Source organism: Rickettsiales bacterium Ac37b, assembly GCA_000746585.2.
GTDB lineage: Bacteria > Pseudomonadota > Alphaproteobacteria > Rickettsiales > Arcanibacteraceae > Ac37b.
In genome coordinates this window covers 1,226,568-1,251,413 of sequence record CP009217.2, presented here as the reverse complement: position 1 = coordinate 1,251,413, position 24,846 = coordinate 1,226,568, and the positions used below count along the sequence as shown (strand labels likewise).

23 protein-coding genes and 1 tRNA gene are annotated in these 24,846 nt (G+C 29.5%); 10 read left to right on the top strand and 14 right to left on the bottom strand.

The window, feature by feature from the left end:
- Positions 1-69 precede the first annotated feature (69 nt).
- Together adc and NOVO_06320 are read left to right on the top strand one after the other, a co-directional pair.
- Complete coding sequence (adc, locus tag NOVO_06325; GenBank protein ID AIL65617.1) at positions 70-834, top strand: putative acetoacetate decarboxylase; 765 nt, start codon at positions 70-72, stop codon at positions 832-834.
- 4 nt (positions 835-838) lie between these two features.
- On the top strand, positions 839-1,864 hold the full coding sequence (locus NOVO_06320) for a Patatin (protein AIL65616.1): 1,026 nt from the start codon (positions 839-841) through the stop codon (positions 1,862-1,864).
- A gap of 76 nt (positions 1,865-1,940) precedes the next feature.
- Here the strand turns inward: NOVO_06320 and NOVO_06315 are convergent, their stop codons facing one another.
- On the bottom strand, positions 1,941-4,121 hold the full coding sequence (locus NOVO_06315; protein AIL65615.1) for an Ankyrin repeat protein: 2,181 nt from the start codon (positions 4,119-4,121) through the stop codon (positions 1,941-1,943).
- 298 nt (positions 4,122-4,419) lie between these two features.
- Between NOVO_06315 and NOVO_06310 the strand changes: the two genes are divergently transcribed.
- The 3 genes from NOVO_06310 to NOVO_06300 all read left to right on the top strand — a co-directional run bounded on the left by NOVO_06310 (position 4,420) and on the right by NOVO_06300 (position 8,698).
- The gene (locus tag NOVO_06310) at positions 4,420-5,292 is read left to right on the top strand and encodes a hypothetical protein (GenBank protein ID AIL65614.1); all 873 of its coding nucleotides are present in this window, start codon (positions 4,420-4,422) and stop codon (positions 5,290-5,292) included.
- Positions 5,293-5,417: 125 nt separating this feature from the next.
- Positions 5,418-7,241, top strand: a complete 1,824-nt coding sequence (locus tag NOVO_06305; protein AIL65613.1) for an N-glycosyltransferase — start codon at positions 5,418-5,420, stop codon at positions 7,239-7,241.
- A 473-nt stretch (positions 7,242-7,714) separates the two neighbouring features.
- A complete protein-coding gene (locus tag NOVO_06300) occupies positions 7,715-8,698 on the top strand; it encodes a hypothetical protein (GenBank protein ID AIL65612.1) in 984 nt (327 codons plus the stop codon).
- A gap of 145 nt (positions 8,699-8,843) precedes the next feature.
- On the opposite strand, the gene htpG is transcribed toward NOVO_06300, so the two are convergent.
- Positions 8,844-10,745, bottom strand: a complete 1,902-nt coding sequence (gene htpG, locus NOVO_06295) for a Chaperone protein HtpG (GenBank protein AIL65611.1) — start codon at positions 10,743-10,745, stop codon at positions 8,844-8,846.
- A 321-nt stretch (positions 10,746-11,066) separates the two neighbouring features.
- Here htpG and NOVO_06290 point away from each other — a divergent pair, with 321 nt between their 5' ends.
- A complete protein-coding gene (locus tag NOVO_06290) occupies positions 11,067-12,062 on the top strand; it encodes a hypothetical protein (GenBank protein AIL65610.1) in 996 nt (331 codons plus the stop codon).
- 4 nt (positions 12,063-12,066) lie between these two features.
- Here the strand turns inward: NOVO_06290 and NOVO_06285 are convergent, their stop codons facing one another.
- Positions 12,067-12,375: a hypothetical protein gene (locus NOVO_06285; GenBank protein AIL65609.1), complete on the bottom strand. Its 309-nt coding sequence runs from the start codon at positions 12,373-12,375 to the stop codon at positions 12,067-12,069.
- A 152-nt stretch (positions 12,376-12,527) separates the two neighbouring features.
- Entirely contained in the window at positions 12,528-12,920 is a 393-nt protein-coding gene (locus NOVO_06280) for a Transposase (protein AIL65608.1), read from the bottom strand.
- Between the two features lie 161 nt (positions 12,921-13,081).
- Here NOVO_06280 and NOVO_06275 point away from each other — a divergent pair, with 161 nt between their 5' ends.
- Positions 13,082-14,524, top strand: a complete 1,443-nt coding sequence (locus tag NOVO_06275) for a hypothetical protein (protein AIL65607.1) — start codon at positions 13,082-13,084, stop codon at positions 14,522-14,524.
- A gap of 329 nt (positions 14,525-14,853) precedes the next feature.
- A complete protein-coding gene (locus NOVO_06265; GenBank protein AIL65606.1) occupies positions 14,854-15,381 on the top strand; it encodes a hypothetical protein in 528 nt (175 codons plus the stop codon).
- A 175-nt stretch (positions 15,382-15,556) separates the two neighbouring features.
- Here the strand turns inward: NOVO_06265 and NOVO_06260 are convergent, their stop codons facing one another.
- The 3 genes from NOVO_06260 to infC form a co-directional block, all read right to left on the bottom strand.
- Positions 15,557-16,936: a Magnesium transporter mgtE gene (locus NOVO_06260; protein ID AIL65605.1), complete on the bottom strand. Its 1,380-nt coding sequence runs from the start codon at positions 16,934-16,936 to the stop codon at positions 15,557-15,559.
- 226 nt (positions 16,937-17,162) lie between these two features.
- Positions 17,163-17,249: transfer RNA gene (locus NOVO_06255), tRNA-Leu, on the bottom strand.
- Between the two features lie 14 nt (positions 17,250-17,263).
- Positions 17,264-17,728 carry a Translation initiation factor IF-3 gene (gene infC, locus NOVO_06250; GenBank protein AIL65604.1) on the bottom strand — a complete coding sequence of 155 codons (465 nt, stop codon included), beginning with the start codon at positions 17,726-17,728 and terminating at the stop codon, positions 17,264-17,266.
- 375 nt (positions 17,729-18,103) lie between these two features.
- Here infC and NOVO_06245 point away from each other — a divergent pair, with 375 nt between their 5' ends.
- Together NOVO_06245 and efeU are read left to right on the top strand one after the other, a co-directional pair.
- Positions 18,104-18,451 carry a hypothetical protein gene (locus NOVO_06245; protein ID AIL65603.1) on the top strand — a complete coding sequence of 116 codons (348 nt, stop codon included), beginning with the start codon at positions 18,104-18,106 and terminating at the stop codon, positions 18,449-18,451.
- A 4-nt stretch (positions 18,452-18,455) separates the two neighbouring features.
- Positions 18,456-19,271 carry a Ferrous iron uptake protein gene (gene efeU, locus NOVO_06240; protein AIL65602.1) on the top strand — a complete coding sequence of 272 codons (816 nt, stop codon included), beginning with the start codon at positions 18,456-18,458 and terminating at the stop codon, positions 19,269-19,271.
- 102 nt (positions 19,272-19,373) lie between these two features.
- Here the strand turns inward: efeU and NOVO_06235 are convergent, their stop codons facing one another.
- From NOVO_06235 to secY, 7 genes are all read right to left on the bottom strand, one after another.
- The gene (locus NOVO_06235; protein AIL65601.1) at positions 19,374-20,249 is read right to left on the bottom strand and encodes a carboxylate/amino acid/amine transporter; all 876 of its coding nucleotides are present in this window, start codon (positions 20,247-20,249) and stop codon (positions 19,374-19,376) included.
- A gap of 280 nt (positions 20,250-20,529) precedes the next feature.
- Entirely contained in the window at positions 20,530-20,955 is a 426-nt protein-coding gene (gene rplQ, locus NOVO_06230) for a Ribosomal protein L17 (protein ID AIL65600.1), read from the bottom strand.
- Positions 20,956-20,971: 16 nt separating this feature from the next.
- A complete protein-coding gene (gene rpoA / locus NOVO_06225) occupies positions 20,972-21,994 on the bottom strand; it encodes a DNA-directed RNA polymerase subunit alpha (protein ID AIL65599.1) in 1,023 nt (340 codons plus the stop codon).
- Between the two features lie 35 nt (positions 21,995-22,029).
- Positions 22,030-22,422 (bottom strand): Ribosomal protein S11, encoded by a 393-nt coding sequence (gene rpsK, locus NOVO_06220; protein AIL65598.1) that lies wholly within the window; start codon positions 22,420-22,422, stop codon positions 22,030-22,032.
- Between the two features lie 7 nt (positions 22,423-22,429).
- Positions 22,430-22,801: a Ribosomal protein S13 gene (gene rpsM, locus NOVO_06215; GenBank protein AIL65597.1), complete on the bottom strand. Its 372-nt coding sequence runs from the start codon at positions 22,799-22,801 to the stop codon at positions 22,430-22,432.
- Between the two features lie 52 nt (positions 22,802-22,853).
- Positions 22,854-23,522: an Adenylate kinase gene (locus tag NOVO_06210; GenBank protein AIL65596.1), complete on the bottom strand. Its 669-nt coding sequence runs from the start codon at positions 23,520-23,522 to the stop codon at positions 22,854-22,856.
- A complete protein-coding gene (gene secY, locus NOVO_06205; GenBank protein AIL65595.1) occupies positions 23,519-24,841 on the bottom strand; it encodes a preprotein translocase subunit SecY in 1,323 nt (440 codons plus the stop codon). Before secY ends, NOVO_06210 begins: the two co-directional genes overlap by 4 nt.
- Between the last annotated feature and the right edge of the window lie 5 nt (positions 24,842-24,846).

The window sequence follows — 24,846 nt, the reverse complement described above, 5'->3', positions numbered from 1 at the left end:
TAAATAGTGCATAATATATAGTTAACTAAATTATATTGAATAAATATAATAAGAGAATAGGAATATTCTATGCACAAGCAAGAAATATTAAATTTAGCATCAATGCCACTCGATAGCCCTAGTTACCCTAAAGGACCTTACAGATTTATTGATCGTGAATATTTGGTCATAACTTATGAATCTAACCCAAGTACAATCGCAGAAGCATTACCAGAGCCCCTTATACCTGATGGAAGCAATACAGTTACATACGAATTCATTAAAATGCCTGATAGCTCAGGATTTGGTAGCTATTGTGAAAGCGGTCTAGTTATACCTGCATTATTTAATAAAGAGCCTGTTAATTTTACTGCACAAATGTATTTAGATTGTGAACCACCTATTGCAGCTGGCCGAGAAATTTGGGGCTTTCCCAAAAAACACGCAAAACCTAAATTATATATTATACATGATACTTTAACAGGTATTTTAGAATATGGTGGAGAAAAAGTAGCCATAGGAACTATGGGATATAAGCACGAAAATTTAATACATAAGCAAAATAGTGCTGAAGATATAAAATCTATAATAAATAAATTATCAAAAACTCAAGTCAATCTTAAATTAATACCAGATGTTAATGGGCAAATGGCAATTGCACAACTAGTTGGTTATCAAATGACAGAACTAGAACTAAAAGGAGCATGGAGAGGTCCTGGCAGACTACATCTTGTCCCCCACGTTAATGCGCCAGTAGCTGATTTACCTGTTAAACGGATAGTTGACGTCACGCATTTTATTGTCGATGCCACTTTACCATATGGCAACGTTTTATTTGATTATTTAAAAAAATAGTAATATGAAAATAAAGAAGAAAATAGTACATTTAGCATTACAAGGTGGAGGTGCTCACGGTGCGTTTACCTGGGGTATACTTGATAAATTATTAGAAGATGGACGTTTAGATATAGATGGAATAGCAGCTACTAGTGCCGGATCCATGAATGCGATTATGTATAGCTATGGTTATATGGAAGGTGGCATAGATGGTGCAAGACAAAAGTTATATGATTTTTGGCAACATGTCAGCAGTTATAGCTCTTCCTTTATCCCAGACTATCCTCCTCTAGAAAAACTATACTATCAAATGATGTATATTGCTTCGATTTCTTTAGGTAGTATATTTTCTCCTTACCAATCTAACCCATATAATATTAATTTTCTAAAAAATATTTTAGACCAATTAATAGATTTTGATAAACTAAAAGCATGCAAATGCAATAGCTTATTTATTAGTGCAACTAATGTACGCAGTGGTAATGTTAAAGTCTTTACCAATAAAGAATTATCAATAGAGGTAGTTTTAGCTTCAGCAGCATTACCTAACTTATATCAAGCTGTTAAAGTAGGGCAGGATTATTATTGGGATGGTGGTTATATGGGTAATCCCCCTATCTTCCCACTATTTTACCATGGTAAGACACGAGATGTTATTATTGTACATATTAACCCTATGTATAGACACAACATCCCTAAAACCGCTAATGAAATTGCTAACCGTATAAATGAAATTACTTTTAATTCTTCATTATTAAAAGAATTTAGATCTATCGCTTTTGTAAATAAACTTATAGAAGAAAAATGGCTTAAAGATAAATTTGCATCTAAGCTCAGACATATTTTAGTACATTCCATACGCGCTGACCATGCTTTACGTGATTATGATGTTGCAAGCAAATTCGACTCTAGCTGGAAATTTCTAACCCATTTACGTGATATTGGAAGACACACAGCATCAAATTGGTTACACGAACATTTTAGCAAAATAGGAAAAATATCCACCGTAGATTTATATAAAGATTTCTTAAACGCTGGATCAAATTAATAATTTATTTTCTATTGAACAAAATTATATACTAATTCCTTATGCTAACAGAATAGCATTCTGCTTTTAATTTTTCCTAATGATAAATAGTTTCAATTTTTTGGGCTTTGTCTTTTCTTTTTATATTTTCTGCTTCCACAAAACTTTCACTAAATTTACGTTTACCTATATCAGGTAAAGCTTCTTTGCTATCATTAGTTTGAGGCTTCACCAACATAGTATCACTACCAGTTTTCCCCTTTGCTTCTATACCTTCTTCCCATAAATTTATTACCTCTTGCTGTTTATTAACACGAGCTACAAGTTGAGCAATAGAATCTTTAAGTTCAACAATTATATTTTCATAATCTTTAGTTTTATCATTCATAATTTTGCTCTCATAATATAGATTTTTTATAATTTGAGCTTGGATAGGCTTACTATTTAGTATTTTATCTAACTTAAATAATTCGTGTTTCTGGTCATAATATAAAGATAAAGGTTTAAGTCCGTAAATAATTAATCTCATTTCTTCAGGCATAGTTATACATAATGTAATAATTTTTTCTCTATTACATGGATTAGTCATGTAGTAGAAAAATTGCACAGGATGAGAATGGGGAATATATTTATAGCTATTTAAATTCTGCTGATAATTATACTTAGTATCACTATCTTTATATTTCAGTAAAAGTGTATATGGAGCTTGGCAAGGAAAATCTTCTGGATATAGCTTGTTAAATATTTCAGCAAGGGGTACTTCTACTGCTTCTATTATTTTCTCTTCTGAAACCTTAATAGATTTAGTAGAATCTTTAATACGATTTTGTAAATCGTGAGGAAGTATTTCAAGATTTAAATTATTTAATATACCTTCTGCATTATATAGATATATTAATCTAGATAAGAATACATCTATATCAAAATTATCTAACATTTCTTTAATATCTTCTGAACCAACATAATATAACCGATCAGCAAGAATTGCTCCCCTCACAGCTTGAATAATTTTAGTAGTATTCTCAAATTCTGCTACATTAAAAGAGTATATTATAGCATTAATAATATAGTCTCCAATCAATACTCCCTTAGATATTAGCTTTGTTACAACTTCTATATTCCCTAAAATTATTGAGGTAATTAATGCCGTATGACCTATTTTACTTTCATTTTCTATATTTACACCATACTCTATAAGCATTAATGCTATCTCAGTATGATTATTTAATATAGCTATTTGTAATGCTGTATTACCTTCAAAATTTTTACTATCTTGATTAGTTTTATCTAGAAATAGTTGAACCATTTCCTTATTACCTATATACCCTGCTATATGCAAAGCTGTATGTTTTAAATTATCTCTACTATTTTTATCTACACCTAAAAGTAATAATTTTTTTATCATATTCATATGTACATTATATACTGCTAAGTGTAATGGAGTTTGCTCCTTATAGTTTTTAGCTTCTTTATTAGCGTGCTCTTTTATTAATAAATCAGCTATTTCAATATTCCCATTTGAAACTGCTAGATGCAGAGCAGTATTACCATCTTGATTTTTTGCTTCTTTATTACAGCCATATTTAATTGCTAAAGCTGCAATCTCTACATTGTTTTGTTCTGCTGCCATATGTAATATGGTAGTGTTAGTTATATTTGTAGCATCTATATTCGCCCCTGCTGCAATCAATATTTCCACTGCTATTTCATTATTATTAGCTGCAGCTACATGCAAAGCTGTATATTTCAAGTGGTTAGGAGCCTCTAAATATACATTTTTGCTAATCAAATAACGTAACATATTTTCACTTTGATTCATTCCAGCCAAATGTAATGCGCTATTTCCTACATCATTTCGATAATTTATATCTATCCCTGCTGCAACAAAATATTCTACTACCTCTAGTTGACTATGAATTATTGCTAAATGTAATGGGATTCTACCATCATTATTATAAATATATAGATTGGCACCAGCTTGAGTTAAAATTTTTATAATATCTAATTTATCTTCTGATACAGCTAAATGTAATGCAGTATTACCATCATTATTTTGTAGATCTTTCTCAACACCAGCCCCAACTAGATAATGAATCATTTCTATATTATTTTCTAATACAGCATGGTGTAATGCTGTATTACCATTAGTTTTATCAATTACATCTTCTATTATAACACCATTTTGAAGATATAAGTCTAACGATTGATCATCTATATCTTCTATTACAGCGCCATTCTCAAAATATTCTTTTAATGATTGTTCTTCTATATTTTTCATACTATTCTGATAATTTTTTATTAATATTAATATAAAATCTTTATAAAGTTTTTATACCAAATATTATTAATTATCAACAACTTATAAAGCATTTTAAGAAATTGTAACTTTTTCTAGACATTTTAAAACGATAAGTATAGTAAAAGAAGCTAGAGTAAGAATGAAGCAGAAGAAAACTTAACTTTATTAAGGTATAGGACTTTAAGATGAAAAATTACACATTATTTACTGCTCTTACTTAACCCTTGATTAATATTATATGTTTCACTTCATTATATATTTATTCGTAATCTGTATTATGCATTTACCAACAAAACAATGCTATACTGCAGCGTGGTTACAAGATGAAGGTGTGTCATTTTTTATTACTAACTATTCCTGGCTAAATAGCTATAAGTTATACACTAATCCCGACATCACATTCTCAAAGCATGGATATTCTCAAGATATTGAATATGGATTAAATAAAAATCTAACTCTAGGTATTAATCATCAAACAGATTTTGGAAAATTTAAAGAAAAAGCAAGACCCCGTAATACGTATATATACTGTAACCATGGATATGGTGATAATGTAGGATGTAAGCATCTGCACAACTCTGATTACGGATATGATGGAAAATTTTCAATGTATTTTAGAAAGTTGTTATTGCAAAATGGTGCTTCTATCTTATCAATACAACCTTTAGTTTCTTTGCATAATTTAGAAGCTGAACTCAGATTATTGCTAGGACATAGTTTTCAAGAACACGGCAAAGATTATTTTATTAATGCAGAATTTGGAATAAAAATAAAGCAATCCGTCCCTGATGAATTAGTTTTTGATTTTACCCATGGAGTAAAATTCCCTCATAATTTTATGTTTCTTACTCAATTTTTTTCTAAATATCATATCAATAAATTAAAATACTCTGACAAATATTTAAACGTACATCCACCCTCAATAGTTACTCTATGGTCTGATAATAAACATGAAAAATTTTATAATGTTATTAAAAATCCTTATTATCAAAGATTCTCTATTATTCCCAAAATTTCTCTAGTAAAAGTGTTTAATAGCTCCTATGCAGTGCAACTTGGTTTATCAAACCATGCTTCTTTTAGCAACATTCCTAAAAAATATCGTGCCAAAGCAAATACCATATCTATAGCCTTATGGCTAACTTTATAATTTTTATTATAACACCATGTCATTACAAATAAATCTAGAAATTAATTATTATTACTTGACGATAAATATATTTTGTTTATACAACCTATTACGTCAGATATTTAGTTTTATTTAATATACAAATTATGTCAATATTATGCCAAAAACCCACTTTTAGATTAGGAGAAATCCTAGTAAAAAAAAATTATATTACTAATGACATCCTACAATTTGCATTACATTTACAAACTAAATGTAAATCACAACTGGGTAAAATTTTACTGACCGAAGGTCTAATAAATAGTAATCAACTCTATACTTCGCTTGCTGAACAATTAGAGTTAGAATTTATAAACTTAATTACCCATCCATGTGATATATCTATATTATCACCCGCTTTAGTAAAATTTTATATAAAATATCAAGCTATACCGTGGAAATATAAAGATAATACTATGGTGATTGCTGTCAGCGATCTTAATCATGAAACTCTACAATGGATTAAGGCAAATTTTCCTAACTATAAGCTTGTGATGACCTCTACTACACAAATACAGTGGAATATTGAAAAATTTTTTAGCCAATATCATCTTTATGATTCTATCAACCATCTCAAACATTCCTTACCAAATAAATCTTCGCATTTTACTTTTTGTAGATGGCAAAAAATTAGCATAATTCTATTAATTTTTTTTATTATAATAAGCTTCAAATTTTTTACTACCTCTACAGTATTAAGCTTATTTATAGCTACTAATTTACTTTATTTATGCTCTAATATTTTTAAAACCATTTTATATATTGCAGGTATTTTTTCTTACCAAAATAAAGAAAAAGAAAATTTAGAACTAATAGATAGTGAATTACCCATATATACTATTTTACTTCCTTTATTACATGAACAAGAAGTATTACCTAGATTAATTTTTTCAATCAATTCTTTAAACTATCCCAAAAGTAAATTGGATATCAAATTAATAATTGAAGAAGATGATCATATCACATTGAATGCCATTAAAAATTTACATTGTGGTGATCATTTCCAATTAATAATAGTACCGAAATCTTTTCCTTGCACAAAACCAAAAGCCTTAAACTATGCCCTCAAATTTGCCCGAGGTACATATATCACAATTTATGATGCCGAAGATAGACCAGAACCAAATCAATTACGAAAAGTGATTAAAGCATTTCAAAATGCTTCTGATGACGTAATTTGTATGCAAGCTAAATTAAATTTTTTTAATAGGGAGGAAAATTTACTAAGTAAATTTTTTGCCCTAGAATATTCTCTATTATTTGATGTTATTCTCTGGGGAGTATCTTCTCTCAAGATGCCAATACCTCTCGGCGGTACAAGTAACCATTTTATTAGAGATAAGCTTGAACAAATTGGTAAATGGGACCCTTTTAATGTAACTGAAGATGCAGATCTTGGTATAAGGTTGTCTAGCTATCAATATAAAACACAAATCCTTAACTCTATTACACTAGAAGAATCACCTCTTACATTATTAAGCTGGATTATTCAACGGTCTCGCTGGATTAAAGGATATATATTAACTTATCTTGTACATATGAGAAATCCTAAATTATTACTTAATTCATTAGGAGTAAAAGGTTTTCTAGGCATACAATTTTTTATAGGATTACCTGCTATATGTTTTCTTACAGCTCCTATCATGTGGTTTGGTAGCTTTGTTATAAATTATAATATATCTGGCAGTTTAATATCTCAAACTACTTATTATTTATGGTATATTAATTTAATATATTGTTTTATACTACCACTTATCTCAGCTTCATTTATTAGTTATTTTAACAAATGGCCTCACATGATTTTATCCTGTTTATTATTCCCATTTTATTTTATATTACACAGTATAGCTAGCTTTCGTGCGGTATGGTATCTAATTTTTGCACCTACTTACTGGGACAAAACTCCTCACGGTATCAGCGATTATATATAATTACACGTAACCAATGATTTATATTTTCAAAACTAAGATCTTCATCAAAGGCTGCGATATCACGATAAGACCTCAAATCTTGAATAGAAAAAATCTCTATATTTACTTTTCTTATAATAAATATTTAAATATGTCAGTTTATTTCACAATATAGTTTTTTTAGCTTCCTTAGCCGCTAGGAATGATGAGCAAAACCTACTTTTTGTTAGGTGAGCGTAGAAGAACGCATATGCTAATTTTAAATCAAGAAACTATATTTAAATATTATAAATTATGCAAATAATATAAGGTTTTAAGTATCTTGCCTCCAAACATTTAATACTATATGTAATATTTATTAATGAAATTTAATAAAATACTTGACTAAAATAATTAATATATTTAAAATATAAATTATTAAATAGATTAATTAGTAACAATAAAAGCATGAGTATAGTGATAAGGTACGTAAAGTTCATTAATTGGAGCCTAACATGAGAAGAAAACCCAGAAATAGGGATTTTAAAAAATTAAATTCTACTTTCATACATAGAAGTTTTAAAACAAAAATTAATATTCAACCCTCGTCTAAATTGAGTAATAATTTGTTAGACTACGTACAAGAGAGCTATAATAGCTTAAAAGATATGTGTAATACTCAGCTAAAGCTTCTTAAGGAAATTATTATTCCTAAAAGATCACTACAAGATATAATTGTCCCAGAGATAATAAACATATATAATACTGCAAAAAAAGTAATTATTATAGGAAGTACAGCTGCTTTTATGGTATCACAACCTACATTAGCAGTGTGTTTTATTGGATTATCTATTAGCACAGCTGGTTATGATCATTTTATTAACTCTACTAATAATAAGCCTTGGATCAATTTTATAGTAGGTATGAGTTTATATAGTGCCTCAATGGTTTCCTTATTCACTTCTCCATGGATTGCTTTAGGACTGAGTTTTGCATGTGGCAGTTATATAAAAGATTCAGTAAAAGCTAGTTCCATTGAATTAGCAGGTATTAATATTCCTAATCATTTAGTTGACCCTTTATTATTAATTATAGGTTATGGAATAAAAGTAACCGATACTCTGTTTGGATATATATTGCCTGAACATTACTTAATAGCTGGATTACATAAAATTGGTATGATTAATACTCCTAATACTATTGATAATGTTTTGATTAATTTAGGTTATAAACATTTCGAGCTTATAGGAAGCAATTTCATTTCTATAGGCAATAATATATATCTCACTATCAAAGAAGCTAATACAATTAACTATTATGAAGGAGAATCAAGTAGGGTGACAGTTGATAATTCTTCAGAAAAAGAAGTAAAGCAAACTACCTTGTTAGAAAATATAACTCCAAATAGTTTTAAATCAACTATTTCATTTGTAGAGCGTTTAATACCAACGAAAACTCGTGCTAGTATAATTGGACAATATAGTGAAATATTTATTTAGAAAATGTTTAATACTTCGAGCATACATACTTTTTTGTAAATAAGGATATTATTATTCTCTTAATTTTTTCCGTTAGCTTTACTATAGATAGTAACATTTAAATGTTACTATCTATAGTAAGAGCAAATTCTACAAAATTTATTAATTACACAAGTTCAATTTTCTGTAACAATAAATTTAGCCTTTTACAAAAAGCAGCTGTATCCTTTACATTTTCACCTTCTATAATACATGCTTGATCATATAATAAATTAACTAATTCCTTAGACATATCACTACCCTGGTTATGAGTTTTATTTAGATCATGACTAATATTAACAATAATTGGGTTTTTAGGATTAATCTCCAAAATTTTAGCAGAAGCAAATTTTAGTTGCTTTTGTTCAAGTAAAAATTTCTCCATTCTAATATCCATTGAACCTTCAGATACTGTCAAACATACTGGACTATCTACTAATTTTTGAGAAATTTTTGCTTCTTTTATAGCTTCTCCCAAAATATCTTTAAAATAAGTAGTCAAATGTTTTTGCTCATCTTCATTGATTGCTGTTTCGTTATTTTGAGATTTATCTTCTTCTATATCAGTCTTAATCTTATTAAGATCAAGATCAGCTCTAGTAATAGACTTAAATTCTTTTTCCTTGTACTTATAAGTTACATTTACCCAGAAATCATCAACGTTATCGCTTAACAGTAATACATCAATACCCCTTTTTACAAAACCTTCTAGCTGAGGTAAAGATTGCTTGTTATCCGAATTATCATCACCTGTTAAATAGTAATAAATATGCTCCTGGCCTTCTTTCATATTGTTTATATATTCATCAATCGAAATCAAATTACCAGTTAGTGCACTCTTAAATAAACAACTACTTAAAATATTTTCTCTATATTCATCAATACCTTCACACAATCCTTCTTTGAGTACCGCACCAAAATTCTGCCAAAACTCTAGATAATTTTCACGATCATTATCCATTTTTTTCTGTAATTCATTTAAGACTCTTTTGATAATAGATTTACGAATTTTTTCTAAAACATTATTATGCTGAAGGGTCTCTCTACTAACATTTAAAGGTAAATCTTCTGAATCTACCACCCCTCTTAAAAAACGTAAATAAGCTGGCACAATATTTACATTATCTTCGGTAATAAAAATACGTTTTACATATAGTTTTACCCTGCATTTACGTTCTGGATTAAATAAATCAAAAGGTTTGTTAGTAGGAACAAACAACAAATTGGTATATTGTATGGTTCCCTCATTGTGGTTATGCAATATCATCCAGGGTTGATCCGGAGCATGCGATACATGCTTGTAAAACTCTTGATATTGCTCTTCAGAGACCTCAGATTTAGGTCTAGTCCATAAGGCAGAAGCTTTATTTAATACACTCGTCTGATCATTTTCTTCCTTTAGTTCTACTGGGAATGAAATATGATCAGAGTAAGTACCAACTATATGACGTATACGAAATTTATCTAAATATTCATCTTCGCCAGCACGTAACCGTAAATGTATGGTAGTACCCCTACTTACTTCACCATCAATAGACGAAATTTCGAATTCGCCTTCTCCTTGAGACTTCCACATCCAACCTTGTGTTTCTCCTGCTTTTCTAGTAATACATGTGACTTCTTCCGCCACCATAAATGCAGAGTAAAACCCTACACCAAACTGACCTATTAACTGCAAATCCTTTTTATCATTTCCTGTTAACTGATTAATAAAGTTTTGTGTACCAGATTTTGCAATAGTACCTAAATTTTCAATTAAATCCTCTTTATTCATACCAATACCATTATCAGCAATGGTTAAAGTACGATTTTGTTCATCAACCGATATTGTAATTTTTAATTCAGTATCACCTGTAAGCAAAGCAGAATTTGTAACTGATAAATATCTCAATTTATCACAAGCATCAGAAGCATTTGAAATTAATTCTCTCAGGAAAATATCTTTATTAGTATAAAGCGAATGTATCACCAAATGAAGAATTTTACCAACTTCTGCATCAAATTTTCTAGTTTCAGGTGCCATAGACATACTTTAATATCCTTTTTTATCAGTATTATAATTTTTCTACCTTTTAATTTAGGGTGTAATTTTAATTATACAAGGGTCAGACTCAAGAAATTTCTCAAATATTTTAGAACCCATTATGTTTCTAAATGAAATAATAATTAATATTATTACAATTCTATCCATCCTTTGTCTTATCAATTTTCTTTTATAAATACACATCTTTAGAATAATTGATTATTACATTTGCTGTAATATATATTAATATGTTAAAACAGTCTTGACAATTATTACAAAACTAGTTAATTTTATACTAGAAAATTAACTATATAAAGTTGTAGGATTATGAGAAAATTATTTAAATTATTAAAGAAATCATTAATTATGTATTTAGCAATCTATGCATCAAGACCCTTAAATGTTAATGCTAACTCCCTAAATGAGAATCAACTACAAATTAATAATGATAATTTACTATCTTCCTCTTCTATTCCAGCAGAAAATAACTATATAGATTTTTCAAGTAAAGAACATCTATTACAAACAGCGATAAATCTGGTATATGCAAATGGTAAAGATTATTACAATACCAATATATATAATCAATTTAATCAATATAATGAAAAGTTAGCAAATTTTCTTACTCAAAAACTCCTTGAAAAATCTGAAATGCAAACTTTCTTTTTAGAGAAAATCTTAGATAAAAATTATATACATTCTGACCAAGCTATTCTTTCATCTTCAGGACGCGATAATTTTAGTAAGCTGCTAAATAATAAACTAGATTTAACTCCACTGTTTAACAAGATATATAACGATATACCGCTTCCAACATTTGATGCTATATTAAATGCATTTTTCAATTATTTAAACTTTGACGATTTACAAACCTTGATTGAACTGCTTCCTGAGGATTGTGATTATGCTAATTTGCCTTCATATATTGTTAAATCACCTAATGATAAATCTAATTTTAATTTTTATAATATAGATATAATTTTAATCAGGAATGATTTATCACCTGATATGAAAATAAAATTATTAAAATTATTAATAGACAAAAATCAAACTATTTTGCCTTATGAACATCTATCAATAAATTGGTCTTTCGGATTAACAAAGCTTTTAATAAATAGCAACCTTCAAGCAGTAAAATTTCTGAACACTATAGCTGATCCTATTACTATGCTATATACCTATTTACATTGCTTAGAAAAAAACAAATCCCATCTTACAAAGCAAACTCTTGAGTTCATGACCGGAGAAATAAATTCCTTTATCAATTCTTATAATAATATTACTAAATTTCCTGATGCTTATAGAGCATTTCAATTACTATAGTCAATTAAGTTGAGAATGGCATAGAGAAGCCATAATCAATAGCATCGCTAAGGTTATTAAAATTAGTAATGATAGGTTTGATTTTAGCTTTTAAATGAGCCCAATATTTTTCAATTGGGTTGAGATCAGGAGAGTAAGGTGGTAAGAATAAAAGTTTACAGCCTATATCTTCTATTAAATTCCTAGTTCTAGCTGACTTATGGAACGTTGCATTATCAAGTATTACAACTTGACCAAATCTTAGTTCGGGCACCAAACACTGACTAACCCACTCGTTAAAAACTTCTGTATTACATGTGCCCTTGAAACACATTGGCGCAATAATTTTCTTCCCAACCTTACCTGCAATAAAGCTTTCTCAATCATGTTTTTTACCTGAGATATCACCATAAACTTTACTTCCTCTGAGACTGTATCCCCAAGAATAGTACAAATAGCTATCAATTCCACTCTCATCAATATAAACTATATCTTCCGCTTTATAGTTTGCGATAGCTGCCAAAAATAATTGCCGTTTTGCTTCATCCCGTTCACGATAGAGTGTGGTCTTTTTTTTCGTGTGATCCCCAAAGTCTTGAATGCCAAACAGATAGCAGCTGTAGACACATTAAAAACCTTTGCAAAATCAGATAATAGCCAATTGCTGTTTTTAGACACCTCGTTTAATAATTTGATTGGATCAAGCTTCTTCCATGGCTTAGCTGCTCGTGTGGCTGCTAAATTCCCGGATTTCGATCTCGATAACCATCTATAAATTGTTCTTTCACCTATGCCAAAAATTCTTGCAGCTTCTTCTCTGGTATAACCTTTATTAACATAGTGAATTACTTTTTTACGTAAATCTAAGGAATATGCCATTGCTTCTACTGTTTTGGGTTTATGAGCTTTTTAATATATCATATATCATGTCTTTATCAACTTAATTTACTATAAAAGATATTGCCAAATTTAAACAATTTAACAAGGTTGATCTACCAACAATCGAACAGAATCTTAGCAAAAATGCTCCCTTTCTTATCATGAAGTCTTTCCCTATAGACATAATTATAGAAAATAAAAACAATCTTATCCTTACTATTCCTACTAACCTATCTGTAATGGTTAAAGATTTAGTATATGCAATACTATCTAACCATAAAGCACAGGTTTCAAAATTACTGAATAAGGAATTAATTAATGAATTTTTTCAAACACTTGGCTCTCCCTTAGAGTTGGCCAATCAGATCCATAATCTAGAGATGATAAAACTCCTCTCAGAAAACAAGTATATTGAAGAGTTATCTAACACTTCCATATCTTATTGGCACACAAATCCTGCTATATATCTAAAAGATGAAAATAGTAAACATTTTTTAAAGCAAATAATAGAATACTATAATCCATTTCAATTTATTTCTTCTGCTGGAAACAGAGCATATACGTCTTATGAGATAATGGATAAAATATCTAATGATAATCCCCTAGAAATGCCATACCATGCTTTTAGTATTAATGCCTCTATAAAAAAAGATATTATAGCTTCTATAAAAAGCAATTATGTTGCCCGCTATCCAAATATACTTGGGTTTTTAGCTGGAATAGTATCGGTGCTCTTTTCACTAAGAATTATATTACATAGTGCTTACTCTATACTATTTTACAAGAGCGATATAGCATTAGATAATATTTTATCCCCTGTAATTAACGAACCTTGGCATCAAACTTCTGAAGGCTTAAAATTAGAAGTTGCTAATATAAAAGAAGTAACACTAGATAATACACCACACAAAATTTATGCTCATAACATAAAATCCTTGTCTAAAATACTAACAGCTATACTTAACAAGATTTTAAATGACGATTTAATGGTTATAAATAACAATGAAAACATATTAATTAAGAGTAAAAATCAAAATATATTATCTACTAAGTTATTTGTAAAAAATATAGACACTATATTAAAAGAAACCCAAAATCAATTGAGTAAAGACCTTGAAAAATTGGTCCACGAGAATAATAATAAAGTTACCATTACCAAAGATAATACAGAAAAAACTACTGCTAAAGTAGAAAAATCAACTGCCATAATAGCTACTTTACAACCAGTATTACAATATCATAACCCTAATAGCTCTAAAAATGCCCTTGTAGAAGAACAGGAAATAATAGAAGCTAAACAACCTCAAGAAATACGCATCTCTAAAAAGAGTCAAAAAACTACACAAGTACTTGAAATTTTACAAAAAAAACAACAACAGAGACAAGAATTAACCGAATTAAATCGTAATAAAATTATTGAGCAAAAGGAAAAAAATAAAAGCAAAGCAGTAGCTATCAAAGAAGAAAATACACCTGAATTTATTAACCAAAATCCTCTGTCGAATATATCTCCAGAAAAGATTAAAGAAAATGATTTAGTAGTGATCTCAATGCTCCATCAATTTCATCTCCTCCAATTTCAAGTAAAGGTAAAAACAAGTTAGAAGCGGTTAGCAACAATAATAATATTAACAAACCTAAACTAGATAATATACTTGCAAATAGAGGTATTATAATAAATCCTCCAAAAAACTTCTCGCCAGTACAAGCTTTGCACAAAATTACTAATACTACCCATAAATTAAAAGGGCTCTTAGAAACACCCCTAACTAATGAATTTACAATTAACACAAAATTAGATTCTATCCAATATTTAATTATCACTTTGATAGAACGTATAAAAAATTATCAACCTCATCGTAAATTCCCTATTGCCTTAACTAACGTTTGAGAAGTGCTGGTAAAAGATTTTTATGTGATTAAGGATAGAAGTGTGGAAATTAATTTAGAACAATTAGAAATATTCTCTCTATTGCTCATTGATTATGCTGAAAACATTCATAATCCAAATAATAACAAGCAAATTGATTTTTTAGGCAACAAATTTGTACAACATATAACAAAATTTATTAATCATGGCTTACCTGCAAATCTTCAAGAGAGAAATAATTTTTATCTACATGCTTTAGAAGAAAGTGTGACAAAACTTGAATATTATCGTGATACTACCTGTACCAATAATGTTATAGATGCTATTTCATATCATTTAGCCAGAATTGGCGAAATCCGTAATCAGTTTTCACATAGATTTAAATTGGACAATAACTTTTTGCTTAATAATATAATTAATGACGATTTTAGAGAAATTAGAAACTCCCTTGTTCATGGGGATATTATAGATCGTGAAATTATATCCACAACTATTGCTAAAGTTCAAGAAATTGCTTATGGCATCCAAAATAGTGTAGCAGCAAAAAATATCTTTATAAAAGATGATTTTAAGCCTATTTTCATAGGATAAATATGATAATTTTGGGAGTAGGAACAATAAGCGAAGCCTACAATTATAGTTTGATTTGCAACAATATAGTTTATATTGTAAAAACCAAGCTACCATTTGCAGACAAAAGTATCAAAACGGATTTATAACAATTAGGTGCTAAGAACCCTAGAAGAATCACAAGATTATATTATAATTATAAAAGTAATAAGCTAGCTAATCCTAAAAAGATAAAGAAACCTACAATATCGGTAATTGCTGTTAAAAATACACTAGAAGCAACTGCAGGATCAGCATGCATACGTGTAAATAATAATGGTATCATTGTGCCACAAAATCCTGCTATAGCGAAATTTACTATAACAGCAAGAGCAAAAATTAAACTTAATTTCAAATCTTTATGCCATACCAACATAATTATTCCACCAAGTATGGCTAATAATACGCCACTTACTACATTCGTAGTCACCTCTTTCACTAAAACTCTACTAGCATTTATCATATTTAATTTACGATGTGCTATTGCGCGCACTGAGATAGTTAGAGTTTGGGTGCCTGCATTTCCTCCCATAGAAGCTACAATAGGCATAATAGCAGCTAAAGTTACTATAGTATGAATAGTATCATTAAAAGATACTATAACGCCTGAAGTTATGCATGCTATCAATAAGTTAACAAATAACCACGGAAATCTCTGAATAACAGCAGTAAAAAATGGGGCACTTAAATCACTATCATGAATACCTACCATTTTCATTATATCCTCTTCTGTTTCTTCTTCAATAACTTCAACTACATCATCAATCAATACTATTCCAACTAAACAATTATTGTTATCAACAACTGGCGCAGATACTAACCCATATTGTCTAAATAAATAACTCACTTCCTCTTGATCAAGATTTACGCTAATAAGATGTGATTCTTCCGTCATAATCTTACTAACTAATATGTTGTTAGGATTACGTATAAGTTGGCTCACTAATATACTACCAACTACATGATATTTTGTATCAACAACAAAAATTTTATAAAACTCTGAAGGTAATGAATTTGCCTCCTTTAAATATTGAATAGCTTGCTCTATAGTTAAATCCTGTTGTACAACCACAAATTGCTTGCGCATCATTCTACCAGCACTATTCTCAGGATACGCTAACCATTTCTGGACAATATCATGCTTTGTACGCGGTAAATAAGAAAGTATATAAGATTGCTCTTCTGGACTTAATTCTTCAAATATAGTGAAGATTTTTTCTGCTTCTAAATCACCTATCTTATATAATTGATCAGATGTTAAGGTTGAAATCATCTCTGATCTCACAGAAGCATTTAAAGTAATTAAAATTTCTGGATCAAAACTACCACCTAATATTCTAAGAATATTCTGCTTACGCTCACTAGTAGTATTATTAATAAATTCAGCTAAATCGGCCTTGTGCAATCCTATTAAAAGCTCTTTTGCTTTTAGTTCATCATGTATTAAAGCATCATTAATCTCATTAATGAGATTACTGTTTAATCCATATGTCGGAGAAATACTTATTAAATCTTTACCAATTTCAGAATGTTGCATTTTTTGCTCCAACATATTTTGCTTAATATTTAATACAACTATTACAGCGTTTTTATTACAAAAAACGTAAGTAACCAAAACTTTTATTTTAAAAAACTTATTATTATTTAAGCAACAATTACTTATAATTGCATTTGATATATCTATCAAACAAATTAAAAAATATTTAAAGTAAGGATTTTTATAAAGTAGTATATTAATTTAATATATAAGACAAGAGACTCTCTGGTGCGGTCGAGAAGACTTGAACTTCCACCCTTTTTCAAGAACAGCGACCTCAACGCTGCGCGTCTACCAGTTCCGCCACGACCGCATAATCCAAGCCTTTTAAGTTTTAGGAGCCAAAACCATCATAATTTGCTTACCATCCATCCTAGGTAGTAATTCTGTTTTAGCAATAGATAGAGTGTCTTCCTGTAACTTAGACATTAACTGCATACCTATTTCATGATGCGTGATCTCTCTACCCCTAAAACGTAAAGTAATTTTAACTTTGTCACCTTCAGTTATAAATTTTTGTATACTCTTTAATTTGACATCATAATCATTCTGACCAATGTTAGGACGCAATTTTATTTCTTTTATCTCTACTATTTTCTGCTTCTTTTTAGCATCATGTGCTTTACGCTTTATTTCGTATTTAAACTTACCAAAACTGCAAATTCTACATACAGGCGGTTCAGCATTAGGAGATATTTCGATTAAATCTAGGCCTTGTGCTTCAGCTAAAGACATCGCTTGAGATATCGATACTATACCAATCATTTCTCCATTACTATCTATTAAGCGCACAGTTGATGACGTAATTTCATGATTTACTTTTGATGACTCATTACTGGCTATTTTTATGTCTCCTTCTTTAATTTATTTTAAATACTTATCTTTATCACAAATTTTAAGATAAGCTATATACACATAATATAGTAAAATATAATAAGGTCAAGAACAACCCAAGAAAGCTCATTACGGCTGCTTCTTTTCAGACCTGACCGACTTACTGAATTACCTGCCTATCCTTGACCCTTTAAGATATATGCTATAAAAATTATTTTCTTTCAAGTTAAATCTTACATTTATGGTTTATTTCTGTATAAATAACTTGACTATTATTATAACAGATGATAATAATTATCATTATCTAGAAAAATTCTTAACACAAGTTAATATATGCACGACTTATATAAATTATTTTTAATCATTTTATTTATTACATTTGCTACTCTTGCAATATTATCATTAAATACAGCCACTCAAGGTGAGTTTGTTATAACCTTACAAAACCACGTCTTTGTACCAAACTCTATTACAATCCCCTCTAACACTAAAGTTAAATTAATTATTAATAACTTAGATGACTCTGTAGAAGAATTTGAAAGTATAGATTTAAAAAAGGAACGCTTAATTCCTGCAAATTCTACTATAAGTACTAGTATTGGACCATTATCACCAGGAACTTATAGCTTTGTTGGTGAATTTCATGAAGATACTGCTCAAGGTAAAATTGAGGTAAAATAAAATTATGTTTGCAATTGCATTAATATTTTTCCGCGAATTATTAGAGGTTACGCTTATTACAGGTATTATAATGGCAGCCACAAAAAATGTCCTAAATCGTAATTTGTGGGTTATCATAGGCATTAGTTTAGGGGTCATATGCTCAGGATACATAGCATATTCAGCTAATTCTTTCAAAAATTTACTTGAGAATATAAACGAAGAAGCTATAAATGTTATTATTTTGTTTACAGCAGTAATAATGCTAAACTGGACTATTATATCTATGAAACATTATACATCCCACTTAAAAAATAACATAAAAAAAGTAGGACAAAATGTACAAAACGGTACAATACCTTTATATACAATAGCAACTATTATATTTGTTGCCGTTGTACGCGAGGGCATAGAAATTATACTATTTACTTATGGCGTTTTAAAATCTTCCTCTGAGTTAAGCTATACACATGTATTACTTGGTATGATTATAGGTAGCTTAGGAGGTATAAGCTTAGGTATAGCGCTATATTATGGCATTATTAATATTAAGAAAAAATATATGTTCTCGGTGACAACCATATTATTAATTTTACTTACATCTAGCATTCTTATTCAAATACCAAACCATTTACCTCTTAATGAATTTTTGCCCTCGCTTTATACAGCAGCTTGGAACACTTCTGATATAATACGTGAAGATAGTCTGTTAGGTAGTTTATTACATGTAACTATAGGATATATTGAGCAACCCTCTAAAATACAATTAATATTATATCTCTTAGAAATAACAATTATAAGCAGTATAATATTTTTTCAAAACAGCAAAGTTTCACATTAATACTATAGAGTTAAATTGTATAAATACAGACGAGTTACAACATCCCAAATAACTAGTTAAAAGCTATATAATACTGCAGCCATCCCAAAATCATTTAGAATGTTAATCTTTATATTTAGCAATCATGTTCTTTTTTAAAATATAACTATAACTACTTACAATTATAATTGATCCTATAATAACCCATATATCAAATTCTTCACGAAATATAATATAACCTAATAATGAACTAAATATTACCCTACTAAAGTCAAAAGGTGCTAAACTAGGCAAATTAACTAAACTAAATGCCCTAAATACAGCAATTAGATGTATAAAATATAACAATGCTAACATTACCATCCAAGGTATATGTGTTAACTTCACTGGTTTCCATTCATATAAAGAAAAGGGCATAGCAAGTATCCAAGAAAATAAACTAATATAAAATAGATACTGTATTGGCTTTTCAGTACGCCCTAGTAATTTTATGGTTAAGTTATCTATAGCCCACACTAGTGCAGCAACTATAACCCATAAAGATTTAATATTAAAATCTAATGCACCAGGACGTATGATAATTAATGACCCTATACATCCTAATAATAATGCTACAATTATATTCTTATTAATATATTCTCTTAAAAACACTACAGCAAGTATACTCATAAACAATGGCTCTGTTAATAATAAAGCACTACTTTCAGCCAGCGATAAGAATTTCAAAACATGAATAAATATTAAGGTTCCTGTAATACTAAGAATAGATCTAAGAAAATGTAGCCACAATTTGTGAGTTCTTAAATTTTTTATACCCTTATATAACACATAGCAGAATATGCATAAAAATAGAAAAAACTTATATAAAAAAGCTATTTGAAAACCACTCAAACTATATAATAGCATCTTGTTTATAGCTTGTTGTATACAACATACTAAATTATTCAGTAATATAAACAATATACCTAGAAAAAACTGTTTATCTTGTTTATTGAGCATTTTAAAATCAATTTTTATTATTAGTATATTAGAGCTAATATACCTATTTTTAGTTGTGCAATATATACAACTATAGTAAATTAAGTTGTATTTGGGACTAGGAGCGATAAGCAAAGCCTACAAATAGTAGGAGAACTTTGAGCTAACTGAGTCCTGAATTCAAATCAATTTACCATATTGACAAAAACCTACCAAAAACTACTATAAGTAATTTAGTAATAACCTAGAATACATATATTAAACAGACGAAGCTTATTAAATAAGCTTCGTCCTTCTGAAATTATTCTATCTCTTCTATATCATTATTACCAGAGTTATTAGGGTTATCAAAGCTTCCTTTAGCTTCTATATCCCTTTCAACAAACTCTATAATAGCTTTAGGTGCCATATCTCCAAAACGGAAACCAGCTTTTATAATACGTAAATATCCACCTGGTCTATTAATATATCTTGCAGCCAACACTTCTAATAATTTATTGACAGCAACTTTATTTTTTAGAATTTTTAACAAATAACGACGAGTAGATAAGTCTTTTTTTCTACTTATAGTAACAAGTTTTTCTACTATAGGGCGCAAATCTTTAGCTTTAGGCAATGTAGTAGTAATTTGCTCATGTTTAATTAATGAAACTGCCATATTCGAAAACATCGCATTTCTATGAGCTGTTTTTCTGTTTAATTTTCTACCTTTCAATCTGTGACGCATAATTTACTCTTCTAATCTATTTATAAGGATCTTCAAAACGTTTTGCTAATTCTTCTATATTTTCTGGAGGCCAACCTTGTACTTCCATACCAAATTTTAACCCCATGCTAGATAATAGCTCTTTTATTTCATTTAAAGATTTACGACCGAAATTAGGAGTTCTAAGCATCTCTGCTTCAGTTTTACTCACTAAATCACCAATATACACTATATTATCATTTTTCAAACAATTTTGTGATCTTACAGATAATTCTAATTCATCAACTCTACGTAATAAACTAGGATTAAAGCTCAGCGCTTCTTCTTTCTTTTCTTCTCTTATCTCTTCTTCAAAATTAATAAATAACTGTAATTGATCTTGCATAATTCTAGCAGATAATGCTATAGCAGTCTCCGCAGACAAAGAACCATTTGTTTCCACGTACATTAATAGTTTATCATAATCTGTTACTTGCCCAACACGACAATTTTCTACTTTATATGATACTTTACGTACCGGAGTAAATACTGAATCTATAGCAATTAAACCTATAGGATCTTCCGCTGTTTTATGTTGTGAAGCAGGAACATAACCTTTACCAATTTCACATGTCATTTCAATATTTAACTTAGCGCCTTTATCCAAAGAACAAATAACCAAATCTTTGTTTAAAATTTCTACATCAAGACCAGTTTCAATCATACCTGCTGTAACAACACAAGGTCCTACAACATTTAATGCTATACGTCTCTTTTCCATAGCAAGCATTTTAATCACTATAGATTTAATATTCAATATAATATCAGGAACATCCTCAACTACACCAGGAATAGAAGAAAATTCATGTACAATACCTTCAATCTTTATTGAGATAATAGCAGCACCTTGTAAAGACGATAACAATACTCTCCGCAATGCATTACCAAGAGTTACTCCAAAACCTCTTTCTAATGGCTCTGCTATTACCTCAGCATAATGATCTCCTATATGTTCATTATTTTTTATAAGCAATTTAGATGGCTTTATTAATTCATTCCAATTCTTGGCAAGTAACGACATAAACTATCCCTTTTAAATTTAGATTTTTTATAGACTCACACCCTACGACGCTTAGGTGGTCTACAACCATTATGAGCCATTGGGGTCACATCTCTAATACAATTAACATTAAAGCCTAGTATCATCAATGCCCTTAATGCAGACTCTCTTCCAGCACCTGGGCCTTTTACATCTATTGATATAGTTCTCATCCCTTGATCATAAGCCTTCCTTCCAGCATCTTCAGCTGCCATCTGTGCTGCATAAGGAGTTGCTTTACGTGACCCTTTATACCCTTTACTTCCTGCAGACGACCACGCTACAATGTTTCCTTGGACATCTGTAATAGTAACAATTGTATTATTGAATGAAGCACACACATGTGCTACCCCTACCGGTACATTTTTTTTAATTTTTCTTTTAATTTTTGATACTTTATCTTTACTCATATATTACCTATTTTTTCTTCCCAGCTATAGGTTTAGTTTTTCCCTTACGTGTACGTGCATTAGTATGTGTACGTTGACCCCTAACAGGCAATTTTTTACGATGCCTTAATCCCCTATAACATCCTAAATCCATAAGATTTTTAATATTAATTGCTACTTCTCTTCTTAAGTCACCTTCAACTACATAATCTCTATCTATTATTTCTCGTAACTTAGCCACTTCCGCTTCAGTTAATTGATTCACTCTTTTTTCCATAACAATAGAAGATTTCTTACAAATCTCTTTAGCCCGAGTGTTACCTATACCATGAATATATGTAAGAGCCACCCAAACCTGTTTATTGGCTGGAATATTTATACCTGCAATACGTGCCACCATTTACTCCTTTTTACCTTAATACAGCAAGAGCGCACCATAATAAGAAATTTTTTTAGTAAGTCAATATACTTGCTCTTGATTTTAATATTAAATTTATTTGTTCACTTACTTCATCTACACCTTCCATACCATTTATAGAAGATAAGAGCTTCTTTTCTTGATAGTATGAAAGTAATTTTTCTGTCTCCTCATGATAAATTTTCAAACGAGTTTCAATTATTTCAAATTTATCATCATTACGTACTACAAATTCTTTACCTCCACATTCATCACATATACCTTCAACAAATGTCTTTTTTAATTTCTTATTATATCCAGTACCACAATTTTTACAAACAAAGCGCTCTATTACTCTATCAATTATAACTTGATCTGCAACCCTTAACTCTATTACAGCATTAATAGACCTTTTAGATAATTCTAATGTTCTATCTAGGCCCATGGCTTGAGCTACATTTCTAGGAAAGCCATCTAATACAAACCCATTTAAACAATCATCTTTCTTAATACGCTCAGAAATTAAAGATAACATTATATTATCTGAAACCAATTTCCCAGAATCTAAAAAGCTTTTAGCATGTATCCCTATTTCTGTACCTTGCGCTATAGCCTCCCTTAACATATCACCAGTAGAAAGCTTTTTAATATTAAACTTTTTTTCTAAACGCGCAGATTGAGTACCTTTACCAGCACCAGGTGGACCTATTAAAATAACATTCATTTCTTTTCTCGTAATTTAGCTTTTTTCATTAAACCTTTGTATTGATGAGCAAAAAGATGAGTTTGAACCTGAGTCATAGTATCTATTACCACGTTCACTACTATCAATATACTGGTACCTCCCAAATAAAAAGGTATAGAATAACGTGATATTAATATTTCAGGCAAAACACATACTAATACGATATAAATTGTTCCTATTACCGTTAGTCGAGTAATAACATAATCCAGATACTCTGCTGTATTTTTTCCAGGTCTTCTACCTGGTATAATACTTCCATACTTTCTTAAATTATCTGCGGTCTCTTCAGGATTAAAAATAATAGCTGTATAAAAAAAACAAAATATACTAATTAATGTTATATACAATATTATATAAAGTAATTTTCCATGCCCTAGATAAACATTTAACCACTCTAACCACTCAGAATTATTACTAGTAAAATTTGCAATAGTCATTGGAAATAACAATATAGAACTTGCAAAAATTGGAGGAATAACTCCAGCAATATTTAATTTAAGCGGTAAATGAGAATTTTCTCCTCCATATATTTTATTTCCCACCTGTCGTTTTGGATACTGTATTATAATTTTTCTTTGAGCACGCTCAACAAAAATTACAAATCCTACTATAAATAACATTACAACTAACAAGATTATAATAAAATACGAAGAAATAGCACCAGCTTTACTCAATTCTAAAGTCTTGATAACAGCATTTGGTATACCCGCTACAATACCTGAAAAAATTATTAAAGATATACCATTACCAATACCACGACTAGTAATTTGTTCACCTACCCACATCAAGAACATAGTACCGCCTACAAGAGTTACTACGGAAGTTACTCTAAAAAACATACCAGCATTTATTACTGCAGATCCATGAGGTAATATAATATGCTCCAAACTTAAAGCAATACCCAACCCTTGAAAAACACACAGCACTACCGTAAGGTAACGAGTATATTGATTAATTCTTTTTCTACCAAACTCACCTTCTTTTTTTAAAGTATCAAGTGCTTTTGAAACCGAAGTCATCAACTGTATAACTATAGACGCAGTTATATATGGAACTATGGCAAGGGCAAACACTGACATTCTACCCAACGCTCCCCCTGATAACATATTAAACATACCCAAAATACCACTTGAATTTTGTGAGGCAATATCAGCTAATATTTTAGGATTTACACCAGGTATTGGTATATATGAGCCAATTCTAAATATTATTAACATTAATAATGTAAATAAAACACGATTTTTTAATTCGTGCGCTTTAGAAAACAAGCTAAAATCAAGCGCGGGGGTAGTAGACATGCTTA

What these genes read in the sequence shown, in the direction of transcription:
- adc (AIL65617.1), top strand. Translation starts at nt 70, where the DNA reads ATGCACAAGCAAGAAATATTAAATTTAGCATCAATGCCACTCGATAGC.
- NOVO_06320 (AIL65616.1), top strand. Translation starts at nt 839, where the DNA reads ATGAAAATAAAGAAGAAAATAGTACATTTAGCATTACAAGGTGGAGGT.
- NOVO_06315 (AIL65615.1), bottom strand. Translation starts at nt 4,121, where the DNA reads ATGAAAAATATAGAAGAACAATCATTAAAAGAATATTTTGAGAATGGC.
- NOVO_06310 (AIL65614.1), top strand. Translation starts at nt 4,420, where the DNA reads ATGCATTTACCAACAAAACAATGCTATACTGCAGCGTGGTTACAAGAT.
- NOVO_06305 (AIL65613.1), top strand. Translation starts at nt 5,418, where the DNA reads ATGTCAATATTATGCCAAAAACCCACTTTTAGATTAGGAGAAATCCTA.
- NOVO_06300 (AIL65612.1), top strand. Translation starts at nt 7,715, where the DNA reads ATGAGAAGAAAACCCAGAAATAGGGATTTTAAAAAATTAAATTCTACT.
- htpG (AIL65611.1), bottom strand. Translation starts at nt 10,745, where the DNA reads ATGTCTATGGCACCTGAAACTAGAAAATTTGATGCAGAAGTTGGTAAA.
- NOVO_06290 (AIL65610.1), top strand. Translation starts at nt 11,067, where the DNA reads ATGAGAAAATTATTTAAATTATTAAAGAAATCATTAATTATGTATTTA.
- NOVO_06285 (AIL65609.1), bottom strand. Translation starts at nt 12,375, where the DNA reads ATGTGTTTCAAGGGCACATGTAATACAGAAGTTTTTAACGAGTGGGTT.
- NOVO_06280 (AIL65608.1), bottom strand. Translation starts at nt 12,920, where the DNA reads ATGGCATATTCCTTAGATTTACGTAAAAAAGTAATTCACTATGTTAAT.
- NOVO_06275 (AIL65607.1), top strand. Translation starts at nt 13,082, where the DNA reads ATGAAGTCTTTCCCTATAGACATAATTATAGAAAATAAAAACAATCTT.
- NOVO_06260 (AIL65605.1), bottom strand. Translation starts at nt 16,936, where the DNA reads ATGCAACATTCTGAAATTGGTAAAGATTTAATAAGTATTTCTCCGACA.
- NOVO_06245 (AIL65603.1), top strand. Translation starts at nt 18,104, where the DNA reads ATGCACGACTTATATAAATTATTTTTAATCATTTTATTTATTACATTT.
- efeU (AIL65602.1), top strand. Translation starts at nt 18,456, where the DNA reads ATGTTTGCAATTGCATTAATATTTTTCCGCGAATTATTAGAGGTTACG.
- NOVO_06235 (AIL65601.1), bottom strand. Translation starts at nt 20,249, where the DNA reads ATGCTCAATAAACAAGATAAACAGTTTTTTCTAGGTATATTGTTTATA.
- rplQ (AIL65600.1), bottom strand. Translation starts at nt 20,955, where the DNA reads ATGCGTCACAGATTGAAAGGTAGAAAATTAAACAGAAAAACAGCTCAT.
- rpoA (AIL65599.1), bottom strand. Translation starts at nt 21,994, where the DNA reads ATGTCGTTACTTGCCAAGAATTGGAATGAATTAATAAAGCCATCTAAA.
- rpsK (AIL65598.1), bottom strand. Translation starts at nt 22,422, where the DNA reads ATGAGTAAAGATAAAGTATCAAAAATTAAAAGAAAAATTAAAAAAAAT.
- rpsM (AIL65597.1), bottom strand. Translation starts at nt 22,801, where the DNA reads ATGGTGGCACGTATTGCAGGTATAAATATTCCAGCCAATAAACAGGTT.
- NOVO_06210 (AIL65596.1), bottom strand. Translation starts at nt 23,522, where the DNA reads ATGAATGTTATTTTAATAGGTCCACCTGGTGCTGGTAAAGGTACTCAA.
- secY (AIL65595.1), bottom strand. Translation starts at nt 24,841, where the DNA reads ATGTCTACTACCCCCGCGCTTGATTTTAGCTTGTTTTCTAAAGCGCAC.